15 protein-coding genes are annotated in these 14289 nt (G+C 72.1%); 8 read left to right on the forward strand and 7 right to left on the reverse strand.

The genetic code is table 11. The features are described from left to right. Positions 1-170 precede the first annotated feature (170 nt). Positions 171-1352 carry an elongation factor Tu gene (gene tuf / locus AB0G47_RS20345; RefSeq protein ID WP_360771587.1) on the reverse strand — a complete coding sequence of 394 codons (1182 nt, stop codon included), beginning with the start codon at positions 1350-1352 and terminating at the stop codon, positions 171-173. A 306-nt stretch (positions 1353-1658) separates the two neighbouring features. Further along, positions 1659-2375, reverse strand: coding sequence for a DNA alkylation repair protein (locus AB0G47_RS20350; RefSeq protein WP_360771590.1), 717 nt, complete (start codon positions 2373-2375; stop codon positions 1659-1661). A 49-nt stretch (positions 2376-2424) separates the two neighbouring features. Between AB0G47_RS20350 and AB0G47_RS20355 the strand changes: the two genes are divergently transcribed. Beyond that, on the forward strand, positions 2425-3129 hold the full coding sequence (locus AB0G47_RS20355) for a TVP38/TMEM64 family protein (RefSeq protein ID WP_360771593.1): 705 nt from the start codon (positions 2425-2427) through the stop codon (positions 3127-3129). A gap of 65 nt (positions 3130-3194) precedes the next feature. Here AB0G47_RS20355 and AB0G47_RS20360 read toward each other — a convergent pair whose 3' ends face one another. After that, positions 3195-4364: a thiolase family protein gene (locus AB0G47_RS20360; protein ID WP_360771596.1), complete on the reverse strand. Its 1170-nt coding sequence runs from the start codon at positions 4362-4364 to the stop codon at positions 3195-3197. A 136-nt stretch (positions 4365-4500) separates the two neighbouring features. Between AB0G47_RS20360 and AB0G47_RS20365 the strand changes: the two genes are divergently transcribed. The 5 genes from AB0G47_RS20365 (at position 4501) to lnt (ending at position 9274) form a co-directional block, all read left to right on the forward strand. Continuing rightward, positions 4501-4974 (forward strand): helix-turn-helix domain-containing protein, encoded by a 474-nt coding sequence (locus AB0G47_RS20365; RefSeq protein WP_360771714.1) that lies wholly within the window; start codon positions 4501-4503, stop codon positions 4972-4974. A gap of 131 nt (positions 4975-5105) precedes the next feature. Then, a complete protein-coding gene (locus tag AB0G47_RS20370; protein ID WP_360771599.1) occupies positions 5106-5981 on the forward strand; it encodes an undecaprenyl-diphosphate phosphatase in 876 nt (291 codons plus the stop codon). A 308-nt stretch (positions 5982-6289) separates the two neighbouring features. Further along, a complete protein-coding gene (locus AB0G47_RS20375) occupies positions 6290-6469 on the forward strand; it encodes a hypothetical protein (protein WP_266869203.1) in 180 nt (59 codons plus the stop codon). 547 nt (positions 6470-7016) lie between these two features. Continuing rightward, positions 7017-7508, forward strand: coding sequence for a nuclear transport factor 2 family protein (locus AB0G47_RS20380; protein WP_360771603.1), 492 nt, complete (start codon positions 7017-7019; stop codon positions 7506-7508). Between the two features lie 131 nt (positions 7509-7639). After that, positions 7640-9274 carry an apolipoprotein N-acyltransferase gene (gene lnt / locus AB0G47_RS20385; RefSeq protein WP_360771605.1) on the forward strand — a complete coding sequence of 545 codons (1635 nt, stop codon included), beginning with the start codon at positions 7640-7642 and terminating at the stop codon, positions 9272-9274. Here lnt and AB0G47_RS20390 read toward each other — a convergent pair. Next, a complete protein-coding gene (locus AB0G47_RS20390; protein WP_360771607.1) occupies positions 9198-10103 on the reverse strand; it encodes a Gfo/Idh/MocA family oxidoreductase in 906 nt (301 codons plus the stop codon). The genes lnt and AB0G47_RS20390 overlap by 77 nt on opposite strands. Positions 10104-10114: 11 nt before the next feature. Beyond that, entirely contained in the window at positions 10115-11371 is a 1257-nt protein-coding gene (locus AB0G47_RS20395) for an FAD-dependent monooxygenase (protein ID WP_360771609.1), read from the reverse strand. A gap of 91 nt (positions 11372-11462) precedes the next feature. Between AB0G47_RS20395 and AB0G47_RS20400 the strand changes: the two genes are divergently transcribed. Beyond that, on the forward strand, positions 11463-12053 hold the full coding sequence (locus tag AB0G47_RS20400; RefSeq protein ID WP_360771611.1) for a TetR/AcrR family transcriptional regulator: 591 nt from the start codon (positions 11463-11465) through the stop codon (positions 12051-12053). 140 nt (positions 12054-12193) lie between these two features. After that, positions 12194-12661 carry a hypothetical protein gene (locus AB0G47_RS20405; RefSeq protein ID WP_360771613.1) on the forward strand — a complete coding sequence of 156 codons (468 nt, stop codon included), beginning with the start codon at positions 12194-12196 and terminating at the stop codon, positions 12659-12661. Positions 12662-12700: 39 nt separating this feature from the next. Here the strand turns inward: AB0G47_RS20405 and AB0G47_RS20410 are convergent, their stop codons facing one another. Further along, on the reverse strand, positions 12701-13189 hold the full coding sequence (locus tag AB0G47_RS20410; RefSeq protein WP_360771616.1) for a hypothetical protein: 489 nt from the start codon (positions 13187-13189) through the stop codon (positions 12701-12703). Between the two features lie 97 nt (positions 13190-13286). Beyond that, positions 13287-14255 carry a WYL domain-containing protein gene (locus AB0G47_RS20415; RefSeq protein ID WP_360771619.1) on the reverse strand — a complete coding sequence of 323 codons (969 nt, stop codon included), beginning with the start codon at positions 14253-14255 and terminating at the stop codon, positions 13287-13289. Positions 14256-14289: the final 34 nt, after the last annotated feature.

Here is a 14289-nt window from a genome sequence, read left to right on the forward strand (position 1 = left end):
CCGGTCAAAGCGGATGTGCTGTCCGGACGCTGGGGCCGCGTGGGCTGCCGACTCTGAGGAAGCACGCGGCCCGACGACGGACGGTGCCTGGTCTGCGTACGTACTGAAGCGCATGCAGACCAGGCACCGGCCCGGAGAACAGACGACCCCGGATCCTGACCGCCAGCTCCCTAGCCGAGCACCTCGGTCACGGTGCCCGCGCCGACGGTGCGGCCGCCCTCGCGGATCGCGAAGCCTAGGCCCGTCTCCAGGGGCATGTCGCGGCCGAGCTCGACCGTCATGGTGACGGTGTCGCCGGGCCGGGCGACGGCGGCCTCACCGAGGTCGACGTCACCGACGACGTCCGCGGTGCGGAGGTAGAACTGCGGCCGGTAGCCGGTCGCGATCGGCGTCGACCGGCCGCCCTCCTTGGTCGAAAGGACGTACACCTGAGCGGTGAAGCGACGCGCAGGTGTGACGCTGCCGGGCGCCGCCACGATGTGGCCGCGGCGCACCCCGTCGCGGGGAACCCCGCGCAGGAGCAGCGCGACGTTGTCGCCGGCCTGGGCGCTTTCCATCGGCTTCCCGAAGGTCTCGAGCCCGGTGACCACCGTCTCGGTGTCCGCGCCGAGACCGCCGAGGACGCTGACACGGTCGCCGACCTTGATGGTGCCGCGCTCGACGGCGCCGGTGACGACTGTTCCGCGACCAGTGATCGTGAAGGTGTTCTCCACCGGCAGCAGAAAGGGCGCGTCGACGTACCGCTCGGGCATGGGCACATAGGTGTCCACCGCGTCGAGCAGCGCCTCGATGGCGGCGGCCCATCGCGGGTCGCCCTCCAGCGCCTTCAGACCCGAGACCCGTACGACGGGGACGGAGTCGCCTCCGTACCCGTGCGCGTTCAGCAGCTCGCGCACCTCCAGCTCGACGAGGTCGGTGAGCTCCTCGTCACCGGCGTCGGCCTTGTTGAGGGCGACGACGATGTGGTCGACGCCGACCTGGCGGGCGAGCAGGACGTGCTCGGCGGTCTGCGGCATGATCCCGTCGAGCGCGGAGACGACGAGGATCGCCCCGTCGAGCTGGGCGGCGCCGGTGACCATGTTCTTGACGTAGTCGGCGTGGCCCGGCATGTCCACGTGCGCGTAGTGGCGGGTGTCGGTCTCGTACTCGACGTGCGCGATGTTGATGGTGATGCCGCGCTGCGCCTCCTCGGGGGCACGGTCGATGCGGTCGAAGGGCACGAACGTGCCGGTGCCGCGCTCGCTGAGGACCTTGGTGATGGCGGCGGTCAGGGTGGTCTTGCCGTGGTCGACATGGCCCATCGTGCCGATGTTGAGGTGCGGTTTGGTGCGGATGTAAGCCGTCTTGGACATGGCGGTTCCTTCTGGGGAACTCGAAGCTGAAGTCCTGGGCGCACGTCATCGCGTACGCGCTCGGGACGGGGACCCCGGGGCCGAACCGACCCTCCCCCTATGGGGTCCGCCGGAGTGTCCGGGGAGGGTCAGCGTCGGGCGCCGTCGACAGGAAGTGCGGCGCAGAGGAAGACGGCAGCCTTCGCAGCGACCGCGACTGCGGTCGAAGCTGCGGGAAAGGCGTGCCGGAACATGTCGCAGATCATCGTCGATCGGGCCGTGCAGGGCGAATGGTTTTCGGCGCGCGGCAGTTGGCGTGCCCGCCGGTCAGAGGTTCTTCAGCGCCTCGCGCACCGAGAGCGGCGCCAGACGGCCGCGTTCCCTCTCGACGAAGTCGCGCACGGCGTCCGGGTCGGTCTTGGCGTACTCGCGTAGGCACCAGCCGATGGCCTTGCGGATGAAGAAGTCGGGGTGTCCGGACTGACGTACGCAGTACGCGAAGAGGCGCTCGGTGTCGGTGGCGTCCTTGTACCGGAGCTGATGGAGGAGGGCGGTGCGGGCCACCCATAGGTTGTCGTCCTCGATCCAGCTGTCCATCTCGGACTTGAGGAGCCGCGGGTCGGCCGCGACCAGGCCGCCGACGACGTGCGCGGCGAGCGCGTCGACCGTGTCCCACCAGGAGACGGTGGTCACCAGATGACGGGCGACGGGCAGGAAGCCGGAGGAGAGGCGCTTGACGTGGCGGCGCAGATAGTCGACGGCGAAGTAGGCGTACTCGCGCTCCGGCAGCTCCCAGCAGCGCAGCGCGATCGCCGTGCACTCCGCCTCGTCGGGGCGCGGGGTCCCGGCGAGCACGGTGCGGGACAGCTCGCGACGCAGCGGCGTGGGCAGGCCCAGGAAGGGTGCGACGTCCTTCATGTACGCCTGTGCCTGCGCGGCCCGCTGCGGATCGGCCGCCTCCGGATAGGTCGCGGTGAGCCGCTCCATGACGGAGTCGGCCAGGCCGCTGCGCGGGACCGTGACGCCCGGGACTGTGACGCTCATGAGACGCACCCTACGGCGATCACACACATATGTCGGTTAGTCTCCCCGGATGCTCGACACCCCCGCTGCCGCCCGCCCGCAGGGCCTCGCCGTGCGCTGCGCGAGGGCCGTGCTCTCGCCGTGGTCGCGGCTGTCGTTGCTGGTGGTGCTGCTCGCGGCGGCCGGGGCGTGCGTGCTGGTCTTCGAGCCGCAGCGGCTGCTCTCCGACGGGTGGCCCCGGCAGCTGGGCGGCGCCGCCGCGGTGCTCGTGTTCGCTGCCGCGTACGGCCTGTGCACCGCGGCGTTCGTACCGCGCCCCCTGCTCAATCTGGCGGCCGGCGCCCTGTTCGGCTCGCAGGCGGGGCTCGGGGCGGCGATCGCGGGGACGGTCATCGGCGCCGGGATCGCCTTCGGCCTCGGGCGCATGCTGGGGCAGGACGCGCTGCGCCCGCTGCTCCGCGGGCGCTGGCTGAACGCGGCGGACGGGCAGCTGAGCAGACACGGGTTCCGCTCGATGCTGGCGGTGCGGCTGTTCCCCGGGGTGCCATTCGCGGCCGCCAACTACTGCGCGGCGGTGTCCCGCATGGGCTGGCTGCCGTTCCTGCTCGCCACGGCACTGGGCTCGATCCCGAACACCGCCGCGTACGTCGTCGCAGGCGCCCGCGCCTCGACACCCACCTCCCCCGCCTTCCTGATCGCGATGGGGTTCATCGCGGTGACGGGGTTGGCGGGCGCCTTGATCGCCTGGCGCAAGCGCCACCACCTCCGCCCGTAGGGGCGCGGGGAACTGCGCGACCAGCCCCCACGCACCTTCAGACGAAGTACCGCCCGCCAGCGGAGCTACAACGCTTCAAGAATGGTGGCGTTGGCAAGGCCCCCGGCCTCGCACATGGTCTGCAGCCCGTAGCGCGCGCCGCGCACCCGCATGGCATGCACCAGCGTCGTCATCAACCGCGTACCACTCGCACCCAAGGGATGCCCCAACGAAATCGCCCCACCGTGCACGTTCACCTTCTCCAGGCCGACGCCAGTCTCCTGCAGCCAAGCCAGCACCACACTCGCGAACGCCTCATTGACCTCGAAGAGATCGATGTCGTCGAGCCGCAACGAGGCATTGCGCAGCACCTTCTCGGTGGCGGGCAGGACACCGGTCAGCATGAGGAGCGGATCGGATCCGGTCACGGCGAAGCTGTGCAGCCGAGCCAACGGGCGCAGCCCGAGGCGTGCCGCATTCTCGCTGGTGGTGATGAGAACGGCGGACGCCCCGTCATTGATCGGGCTGGTGTTGCCCGCGGTGACGGACCAGTCGATCTGCGGGAAGCGCTCACCAAAAGCCGCGTCTTCGTAAGCCGGCTTCAGGCCGGCGAGGATCTCCGGAGTGGTGGCCGGACGTACCGACTCGTCGCGGGTGACGCCCTCGATCGGGGCGACCTCCGCGTCGAAGAGGCCGTCGTCCCAGGCCCGCGCGGCACGCTGGTGCGACGTCGTCGCGAAGGCGTCCATCCGCTCACGCCCGATCGACCACTTGGCGGCGATGAGTTCGGCGCTGATGCCCTGCGGGACGAGCCCTTCGGGGAAGCGCTCGGCGACGCCGGGTCCGAAGGGGTCGGCGCCCGCAGGGACGTTCGACCACATCGGTACGCGGCTCATCGACTCCACACCGCAGGCGACGGCCATGTCGTACGCACCTGAGATGACGCCCTGGGCGGCGAAGTGCACGGCCTGCTGGGAGGAACCGCACTGGCGGTCCACGGTGGTGGCGGGCACCGACTCCGGGAAGCCGGCGGACAGGACGGCGTACCGGGTGGTGTTCATGGCCTGCTCGGCGACCTGGTCGACGGAGCCGCCGATCACGTCGTCGATGCGGGCCGGGTCGACACCGCTGCGCTCCACGAGGCTGCGCAGGGTGTGGGCGAGGAGCTCGACCGGGTGGATGTGGGCGAGGGAGCCGTTGGGCTTGCCCTTGCCGACCGGGGTGCGTACGGCTTCGACGATGACGGCGTCACGCATGGTGCGGTCCTCCTAGGGCGCCGTGGAGGGGCACGGAGCGGCACTCCCCCAGGGCGATTACCAGTGAGTAGGAAATCTGAACTCACCATAGCCTTGTGAGTTGGAAATTCAAACCCTCTCCTTCGATCCCCCTAGACTGCCCGTCATGAAGGATGCGCGCCCCTGCTCGATCGCCGACGCCCTCGCCCTCGTCGGCGAGAAGTACTCCCTGCTCGTCCTGCGCGAGGTCTGCCTCGGCAATGGACGCTTCGACCAGCTGGTGCGCAATATCGGCGCCCCGCGCGACGTCCTCGCCACCCGCCTGCGCCGCCTGGTGGACGCGGGCGTCCTGGAGAAGATCCTCTACAGCGAGCGCCCGCAGCGCTTCCAGTACCGCCCCACGCAGGCCGGCCTGGAACTCGAACCGGTCCTGATGACCCTGATGGCCTGGGGCGACCGCCACCTGCGCAAGGACGACGACCGCCCCATGGTCATCGAGCACGTCTGCGGCCACGAGATGCTCCCGGTCGTGACCTGCCACGCCTGCGGCGACCGGGTCCGCCACGACGACCTCACCGCGCACCCGCAGGCGCCGGGCTGGACGACGAAGGGTCCGACGGAAGCCGCGTAACCAAGTGACGCTACGCTGCCCCACGGCAAGGGCTTGATCACCCCTCGCTCACGTACGGCCCGCATCCCCCTCGTCCCACGCACCTGACCGCACCCGCAGCCCATGATCAGTACTTGGACGGCGCAGTTTCCATGTCTTGGCTTGAATCCTTCATCCTCGGGCTCGTCCAGGGACTGACCGAGTTCCTCCCGATCTCGTCCAGCGCGCATCTGCGGCTGACCGCGGCGTTCGCGGGCTGGCACGATCCGGGGGCCGCGTTCACCGCGATCACCCAGATCGGCACCGAGGCCGCCGTACTGATCTACTTCCGCAAGGACATCGGCCGGATCATCACGGCGTGGTTCGGCTCCCTCTTCGGCAAGGTGCCGCGCTCCGACCACGACGCGCAGATGGGCTGGCTCGTCATCGTCGGCTCGATCCCGATCGGGGTACTCGGCGTCACGTTCAAGGACCAGATCGAGGGCCCCTTCCGTGATCTGCGCCTGATCGCCACGACCCTCATCGTCATGGGCATCGTCCTCGGCATCGCCGACCGCCTGGCGGCCCGCGGCGAGACCGGCGGCAAGCACCGCGCCGTGAGGGAACGCAAGAGCCTGAAGGAACTGGGCGTACGCGACGGCCTGATCTTCGGCGTCTGCCAGGCCATGGCCCTCATCCCCGGCGTCTCCCGCTCCGGCGCCACGATCAGCGGCGGCCTCCTGATGGGCTACACCCGCGAGGCCGCGGCCCGCTACTCGTTCCTGCTCGCCATCCCGGCCGTCCTGGCCTCCGGCGCCTTCGAGCTGAAGGACGCGGGCGAGGGCGGTCATGTGTCGTGGGGCCCGACGATCTTCGCGACGATCATCGCCTTCGTGGTGGGCTACGCGGTGATCGCGTGGTTCATGAAGTTCATCACGACCAAGTCCTTCATGCCGTTCGTCTACTACCGCATCCTGCTCGGCATCCTCCTGTTCATCCTCGTCGGCGCCGGCACGCTCAGCCCGCACGCGGGGGAATCGGCGGGGTGAGGCAGGGCCTCGGCAGTTCCTTCGTTGTGCTCGCCCGCATCAGCACCGCCTACGCGCCGCGCTTCGCGGAGTTCGCCTGCGCTCCGTGAACGGGTGGCGCGAGGCCGGCCACGCTGATCGCACAGTCGGCGCAGTTCGCGAGGGCCACGCCTCGCCGCAGACAGCTCCTCCGTTCAGCGATCCATTGAGCGATTCGTCACAACCTCCCCGCGCACCAGACCCAACACCAGCCCCTCGACGCTCACTTGGAGGATCTGCCCAGTAGCGGACAGTTCCGATTGTCGTAGCTATCCCCTAGGCTTGACCACATGCCCTTAAGCCCTCAGCCCTCTGGTTCCGTGCGGTCTGCCGCGGAGTTGAACGAGCGGATCCGCGGCCTGTGGCTGCGCGCCGACGGCCGTCTGTCGCCCGAACAGCGGCGGGAGTACGAGCAGTTGGTGACCGAGTGGGCGACGGCGGTGCGCGAAGAGGTCGTGAAAGCGGCGTAGGCGCCACGCCGGGCAGGTACTCGGGAACCAGCACGCCACCTGCGTCGATCAGTACGCTTCCGGCCTGCGGGCTCATGAGCAGTACCTTCGCTACCAGCGGGACGCGGCGCTCCTCGCCACGCTCGGCGGGCATCTCACCGACCAGGACAGCGCCCCCGTCGGCCGCTGCGCGCGGCAGCCGCACGTGCGGTGATGAATCCGCGGGCCGGTGGGGGCTGGTCGCGCCCCACGCGGCGGAGCCGCACATGTCACAGCCCCGCGCCCCTTACGGGGCTCGGTACCGCCTAGCCCTTGCCCTGTCGTTCCTTCTTCGCGATGCGGCGCTTCTGGCGGCCCGTCAATTCCTTGCGGCCGCTCTGCCGTTCGTATGCCGCGATGCGCTTCTCGTTGTTCACCGAACCTCCTCTGCCCGGATCCTCCGCGCGCCCCTGCGCAGTACTCCGCGCGGTCGACTGCCGTGCATCGTACGACGGGTGACACCGTGAACCCCAGGGTTCGTCCCTGCACGCCCCTTGGCTGCGCACCCCCGGTGCCCAACACTGAGCCGATGACGCAGCGTGTGGAACTCGCGGCCGTGCTCGACCGGTTGGCCATCGATGCCCTGATCACCGAGTACGCGGTCACCGTCGACGACGGCGACTGGGACGCCTACCGGAATCTCTTCGCTCCGGACGGCCGTGCGGACTACCGCTCGGCGGGCGGCATCGAGGGAGGCGCCGACGACATCGCAGGATGGCTTTCCGACACGATGCGGCTCTTCCCGATGCGCCAGCATCTGATCGTCAACCGCCGACTCCGGTTCGGGACCCTGGACCAGGACACCGGCGACACGGCCCACGTACAGGCCGACTATGTGAACCCCATGCGGTTCGCGCGGGACGACGGGGCGGCGTCCACGGCGCCGGACTTCGTGTGCGGCGGGCGGTACGCGTTCGCGGCACTGCGGACGCACGCCGGCTGGCGGCTGCGGCAGGTGGTCGTCGAGGAGAAGTGGCGGCAGAGCCCCGTACGGCACGACCAGAGCTCCGCCACCGGCTGAGTCGACGAAACGGCCGGCAGACGCGGGCCGGCCGACACGGCGGCGGCGCCCACACAGGCCCACTGTCCTAGATCGTCCCGGGCGCGCACACTGGGAGCACGACCGGGCGTCGAGGACCGAGGAGGCGCTGCATGGAGGCAGTCGGCGACGGCCGGAACGGGTGGCGGGCCCGCCTGACGCCCCCCGCGGGCAGGGAGCTGCTCGCTTCGGCCCGGTGGCGCGGCGCCGTCGCCGTGCTCGCCGGCGCACTGCCGGCCCTCGCCTTCCCCGCTCCCTCTCTGTGGTGGTTCGCCTACGTCGCGCTCGTGCCGTGGATGCTGCTCGCCCGCTCGGCGGGCACGGGCCGCCGGGCCGCGCTCGACGGCTGGCTCGGCGGCATCGGGTTCATGGTGGCCGTGCACCACTGGCTGCTGCCGAGCCTGCATGTGTTCACCCTCGTCATCGCCGCACTGCTGGGCCTGCTATGGGTGCCCTGGGCCTGTCTTGTGCGGCACTTCCTGGGCGGGGCCGTGTCGCCGGGGCGGACGGCGGCCGCGCTGCTCGTCCTGCCGTCCGGCTGGCTGATGGTCGAACTGGTCAGGTCCTGGGAGGGCCTGGGCGGCCCCTGGGGGCTGCTCGGCTCCAGCCAGTGGCAGGTCGACCCCGCGCTGCGCCTCGCGTCGGTGGGCGGGGTGTGGCTGGTCAGCGCCTTCATCGTGGCCGTCAACGTCGGTGTCGCCGTACTCGTCGTGGCGCAGGCAGGACGGGCCCCCGGGACGACCCGCATTCCGGCCGTCGCCGGGCTCGTGACGGTCGCCACGGTCACCACGTCCGCCTGGGCATGGGCTCCGCGCCCCGAGCCCGCGGGACGGATCCGAGTCGCCGTCGTCCAGCCCGGCGTGATCGACGGAGCCGGCAGCCCGGACAAGCGGCTCGCGCGCGAGGAGGCGCTGACCCGCTCCCTGACGGACCGGGACCTGGACCTCGTCGTCTGGGGCGAGAGCAGCGTCGGCCACGACCTGACGCAGCGCCCCGACGTCGCGCGCCGGATAGCGGCGCTGTCCCGCGAGACGGGCGCCGACATCCTGGTGAACGTGGACGCCCGCCGTTCCGACCGGCCCGGCATCTTCAAGAGCTCCGTCCTGGTGGGCCCGCAGGGACCGACCGGTGACCGCTACGACAAGATGCGGCTCGTCCCCTTCGGCGAGTACGTCCCCGCCCGCTCGCTGCTCGGCTGGGCGACGTCCGTGGGCAAGGCGGCGGGCGAGGACCGGATGCGCGGCGAACGTCCGGTCGTGATGAACGTCGGGGACGGCCTCAAGGTCGGGCCGCTTGTCTGCTTCGAATCGGCGTTTCCCGACATGAGCCGCCATCTGACGCGCGAGGGCGCCCAGTTGCTGCTCGCGCAGTCGTCGACCTCGACGTTCCAGTCCAGCTGGGCCCCCGAGCAGCACGCCTCGCTCGCGGCGGTGCGGGCCGCCGAGACGGGCCGCCCCATGGTGCACGCCACGCTGACCGGCGTCTCGGCGGTGTACGGCGCGGACGGCGAGCGCCTGGGGACCCCGCTCGGCACCTCGGCGAGCGCCACGGCGACGTACGAGATACCGCTGGCCAAGGGCGTCACGCCGTACGTGAGGTTCGGCGACTGGCCCGTGCACGCGGCCCTCGCGGTGCTCGCCGCCCTGTGCGCGACCGAGGGCGTGCGGTCGCTCAGGCGGCCTGCTCCTGAGCCGCGCGGACGACGCGCTCACACAGCTCATGGGTCGCCAGCGCATCCCGGGCACTGAGCACCTTGCCGGCGCGCACGGCGTCGAGGAAGGCGAGCACCACCTGCTCGATGCCGCGCTGCCTGGCCACCGGCACCCAGTCGCCGCGCCGCCGCACGGTGGGCTGGCCCTTGTGGTCGACGACCTCGGCGAGGTTGAGCACCTGCCGCTTGGTGTCCTGTCCCGAGACCTCGAGGATCTCCTCGGTGGAGCCGCTCATCCGGTTCATCACGCCGATCGCCGTGAACCCGTCGCCCGCGAGCTGCAGCACGATGTGCTCGAGGAGCCCGTCCGCGATCCGGGCCCGCACGCCGACGTGGTCGATCGGTCCCGGCACGAGGAAGCGCAGTGTGTCGACGACGTGGATGAAGTCGTCGAGGACGAGGGTGCGCACGTCCTCGGGCAGGCCGATGCGGTTCTTCTGCATCAGGATCAGCTCGCGCGGGTGGTCCAGGCACTGCGCGTAGCCGGGTGCGAGGCGGCGGTTGAAGCCGACGGCGAGGCTGGTCCCGCGCTCCTCGGCGAGCCGCACGAGCCGCTCGGAGTCGGCGAGTTCGTACGCGAGGGGCTTGTCGACGTAGACGGGCACGCCCGCTTCGAGCAGCCGCGTCACGATCTCGGGGTGCGCGGCGGTCGACGCGTGCACGAACGCGGCGGCCAGGTCCTCGGCGAGCAGCGTGTCCAGGTCGGTGTGGCAGCGCTCGTCGGGGATGTGGTGGACGCCCGCGATCCGGGCGAGGGTCGCGGGTGTGCGCGTCTGCAGGTGCAGTTCGACTCCCGGCAGGGTGGTGAGCACGGGCAGATATGCCTTCTGCGCGATGTCACCGAGTCCGATGCAGCCGACCTTCACCACTGTCTCCTCTACCGCTGTACGACGCGCTGCTCCTGCTGTGCGCGTTCCGTTCCCGCAGCATACGGCGGCTGCGGCGGGCGCCAGTCGGCGATCGAGGCGAAGCCGCGCAGGATCAGGCCGGGGCCGATGCGGGCCACCGCGCCGACGAGGGTGTTGCGTACGGCGATGAGCGGGGCGCCCGTCAGATGGGTCAGCCGGGCGGTGCGTGCCGCCTGCCGGACGATCGCGGTGGTGCGCGGCACCCGCACCGCGCTGTAGGCGGCGAGCCCGGCGGACAGGTCGCCGCCGGGTGCCGCGTGGTGGGCGAGGACCACGGCGTCCTCGATGGCCTGGTTGCCGCCCTGGCCGAGGCAGGGCGTCATGGCGTGCGCGGCGTCGCCGATGAGGGCGGTGCGGCCGCGGTGGTAGGCGGGGAGCGGTGTGGTCAGGTGGCGTACGTCGTTGCGCAGGATGTCCTCGGGGCGTGCGGCGTCGATGATCGCGGGGATCGGGTCGTGCCAGTCGGCGAAGCGGCGGGCCAGCCCGGCCTGCTCGCCGTCGGGGCTGCGGCCGCCCTCGGGCACGGTGGCGGTGCCGTACGCGTAGATCCTGCCGTCCTTGAGCGGGTGCGTGCCCCAGACTCCGCCGCGCCCCCAGGTCTCGTACGGCTCGAAGGGGCGGTCGGGGGCGGGGACGACGAGGCGCCAGGCGGTGAATCCGGCGTACGCAGGCTGCGGATGCGCCGGGAAGAGGGCGCTGCGCACAGCCGAGTTGATGCCGTCGGCGCCGATCACGAGGTCGGCCTCGATGTCGCCTTCGCGGGTGGTGACGACGGCCCTGCGGTCGGCCGCGCCGGAGTCGGCCGGCTCCGCGCGCACCCCGGTGCGCAGGGCGTCCGCGGGCAGGGCGGAGACGAGAAGGTCGACGAGGGTCGCGCGGTGCAGCATCACGAGCGAGCCGCCGAACTCCCGTGAGGCCCCCGTGGCGCCGGCCCGCACGAGCCAACGCCCGTTCTGCGCGCGCATCCCGCCGCCGCCCTCCCAGGCCGCGAGCTCGCGGACCCGCTCACCGAGGCCGAGGACGTCCAGGGCCCGCTGGGCGTTGCGGGCGAGCCCGATGCCGGCGCCGACGGGCTCCAGCGTGGCCGCCCGCTCCAGGACGGTGACCCGCCAGCCCGACAGGTGCAGGCCGATGGCGGCGGTGAGGCCGCCGATGCCGGCGCCGATGACGACCGCGTACGGCCGCTCGCCCTGCTGCGGACGCCGTGCTCGCTGTCCCTGTGCCATGGCTCCTCCTCCACCCCCGACCCACTACACCTGTAGTGGGCGATGACCCGACCGTACTACACCTGTAGTGGCCGGCGGTATGGTTGCCCCCATGTCCGTACGCAGCGCGGGGACGCCGCGCGCCGAACTGATCGCCGACACGGCGCTCGCCCTGCTCACCGAGCGCGGCATGCGCGGCCTGACACACCGGGCCGTGGACGAGGCGGCGGGGCTGCCGCAGGGCTCTACGTCGAACCACGCACGCACCCGCCTCGCGCTCCTGGAGACCGTGGTGCGCCGGCAGGCGGAGCGTGAGGCGGAGGTGCTCGATCCCGACGAGCTGCCGGACCCCACAGGCGGCCGCGAGGCACTGGTCGCCTCGCTCGCCCTGGCGCTGCACCGCTACCTCTCCGGCGGCTTCCGCCAACTCCTCGTCTCCCGCTACGAGCTGGCCCTGGAGGCGACCCGCCGACCGGAGCTGCGGTCCTACTACGACGCGGCGGGGGCGCAGTTCAGGGAGCCGCTGACGGCCATGCTGCGGGCCGCGGGATCGACGGACCCCGAGCGGCACACGCTGGCCCTTGTGGCGTGGACCGACGGCCTGCTGTTCTCGTGCGTGGCGGGCACGTACCACGCCACGGTGCCGAGCGAGGACGAACTGCGCGCCGGCTTCCGGGAGTTGCTGCGGGGGATGCTGGGGTAATCAGGCGGCACTCCCGAGCACCGGGCACACCGGGGCACCCCTCCCCGGCTCCCCCTAGCGGACGCGCCCCTTCACCCATGCGGGGCATTCTGGCCTGCCACCCTTCCCGCAGGGCGGGACCACACAGCAGAGTTGCCCGAATGCACCGCACCACGACCACCGCGACCCTCCTGGTATCCGTGGCGGTCACCGCCGTCTCCGGGTGTGTGAGCGTCGAGCGGAAGCCCGCGCAAGGACCGGCCCCCGTGTCCGCCCCACCCCCACCCCCGGCGCCGCGCCCGGACGGCAGCGCCCGCGCCCGGATCGTGGAGGCCCCCGCACGGGAGGCGCTCGAGCTCATCGAGCCGCCCCGCCGGCCGGCCCCCAGCACCACCGGCACCGCGGCGACGGTCCCCGCCCCACCGCCCCGCACGCCCCGCGCCGAGCAGCCCGAACGCTCCGGCGATTCCCCGCACCGCCGCAGCGACCGCGCCCGAATCCCTGCCCCGCCCGCGCTTCCCTCCGCCGCGCCCAGCGTCCTGGACGTCTGCGCCCTGGGCGAGGAGTACGGCAGCTGGCAGCCGGGCAGCCCCGAGGCCGTCATCTGCGAGGGCGTCTACGGACGTTGACCCCCAGCCGCGCCCGGCCCCCGCCGTGCCCGCCCCGGCTCACTCCACCTCGCCCCCCTCCCCCAACCGTAGCTCCAGCCTGCCGATGGCCGCCCGGATCCCGTCCCCGTACCCGTCGTCCCCCAGCGTGCCCACGGCCGCCCGCGCCCGGCGGATATGGCTGCGGGCCGCCTCGGGGCGCTCCAGCTTCACGTAGTCGGCCGCCAGGTTGAGGTGCAGGGAGGGATAGAAGCCGCGGACCGCGACCGACTGGTGGTGCTGGTGCAGCCGCTCGTCCGTCAGCTCGTCGGCCGCGGACAACGCCCGCAGGTCCCAGGCCAGTTCGTCCGTGGGGTCCTCCTGCGTGTCCGCCATGTAGTGCGCGAGCGTGCAGCGGTGCAGCGGGTCGCCCTCCTCGCCGATCTCCGACCACAGGTCGAGGAAGCGGCCCTGCGCCTCCTCCCGGTCGCCCCCGTGGTGCAGCATGACCGCCTGCCCGATCCGCGTCATCATGGCGTCTTCCGCCGCCTGCTCCTGCTGCTCCGCCACCGGATCCTCCACACTCGTACGCCCATCGTCCAAACCGATCCCGACGCTAACGGCACGCACTGACAATCACGGTCAGGCGCGATCGGGGGTGGGGCGCTCACGCGTACCGCTGGGCCAGCCCGGTGACGGTTCTCGCCAGTTCGGCGCGGAGTTCGGGCGGTCCGAGCACCTCGGCTTCGAGGCCGAGCCTGAGCAGGTCACTGACGGCGACGGGCAGCGCCTCGACGTCGAGGTCGACCACCCGCCGGCCGTCCGCGTCCGGCTCGCCCGCCGCCTCCACGGCCCGCGTCCCGGCCGCCCCGAACAGCGCGGGCAGCAGCCCAAGGCCCGCCGGGGAGACCCGCACCCGCGCCGTGCCCCGCAGCACCCGGGCCTGCAGGTCCTGGGATGCCGCCTGCCAGTACGCGGCCAGGTCGAACCCGGCGGGGCGCTCGGACGGCTCGTCCCCGTCCTCCGCCGTCACGTCCAGGAAGCGCGAGACGCGGTACGTGCGGACGGTGCCGTCGGCGGCCGCCACCAGGTACCAGTTGCCCGCCTTGAGGACGAGACCCAGGGGGTGCAGTTCGCGGTGCACCTCGCCGCCCCAGCGTCGGTAGTGCGCCCGCAGGACCCTGCGTCGCCACACGGCGTCGGCGACGACGGGCAGCAGCGGCGCGGGGTCGGCCGCCCGGAACCAGCCCTCGGCGTCGAGCAGGAAGCGCTCCTGGATCCGCCGGGACCGCTCACCGAGCCCGGCGGGCAGTGCGGCGCCCAACTTGAGCTGGGCGGTGACCAGTTCGGCGCCCAGGCCGAGATCGGCGGCGGCCGCCGGCATGCCCGCGAGGGCCAGCGAGTCCGCCTCGTCGTCGGTGAGGCCGGTCAGCCGGGTGCGATAGCCGTCCATCAGCCGGAAGCCGCCCGCCGGGCCGCGCTCGGCGTACACGGGCACTCCGGACGCGGCCAGCGCATCCACGTCCCGGTAGACGGTGCGGACCGACACCTCCAGCTCGTCGGCGAGTTCGGGCGCGGTCATCCGCCCACGGTTCTGGAGCAGCAGAAGCAGGGCGAGAAGCCGGTCGGCGCGCATGCGATCAAGTCTGCACCGGTACCTGACAGAAGGT

Source organism: Streptomyces sp. NPDC021622, assembly GCF_040640795.1.
In the GTDB taxonomy this organism is placed as follows: Bacteria; Actinomycetota; Actinomycetes; order Streptomycetales; family Streptomycetaceae; genus Streptomyces.

Coding starts and splice junctions, on each gene's coding strand:
- tuf (WP_360771587.1), bottom strand. CDS start 1,352: ATGTCCAAGACGGCTTACATCCGCACCAAACCGCACCTCAACATCGGC.
- AB0G47_RS20350 (WP_360771590.1), bottom strand. CDS start 2,375: ATGAGCGTCACAGTCCCGGGCGTCACGGTCCCGCGCAGCGGCCTGGCC.
- AB0G47_RS20355 (WP_360771593.1), top strand. CDS start 2,425: ATGCTCGACACCCCCGCTGCCGCCCGCCCGCAGGGCCTCGCCGTGCGC.
- AB0G47_RS20360 (WP_360771596.1), bottom strand. CDS start 4,364: ATGCGTGACGCCGTCATCGTCGAAGCCGTACGCACCCCGGTCGGCAAG.
- AB0G47_RS20370 (WP_360771599.1), top strand. CDS start 5,106: ATGTCTTGGCTTGAATCCTTCATCCTCGGGCTCGTCCAGGGACTGACC.
- AB0G47_RS20375 (WP_266869203.1), top strand. CDS start 6,290: ATGCCCTTAAGCCCTCAGCCCTCTGGTTCCGTGCGGTCTGCCGCGGAG.
- AB0G47_RS20380 (WP_360771603.1), top strand. CDS start 7,017: ATGACGCAGCGTGTGGAACTCGCGGCCGTGCTCGACCGGTTGGCCATC.
- lnt (WP_360771605.1), top strand. CDS start 7,640: ATGGAGGCAGTCGGCGACGGCCGGAACGGGTGGCGGGCCCGCCTGACG.
- AB0G47_RS20395 (WP_360771609.1), bottom strand. CDS start 11,371: ATGGCACAGGGACAGCGAGCACGGCGTCCGCAGCAGGGCGAGCGGCCG.
- AB0G47_RS20400 (WP_360771611.1), top strand. CDS start 11,463: ATGTCCGTACGCAGCGCGGGGACGCCGCGCGCCGAACTGATCGCCGAC.
- AB0G47_RS20405 (WP_360771613.1), top strand. CDS start 12,194: ATGCACCGCACCACGACCACCGCGACCCTCCTGGTATCCGTGGCGGTC.
- AB0G47_RS20415 (WP_360771619.1), bottom strand. CDS start 14,255: ATGCGCGCCGACCGGCTTCTCGCCCTGCTTCTGCTGCTCCAGAACCGT.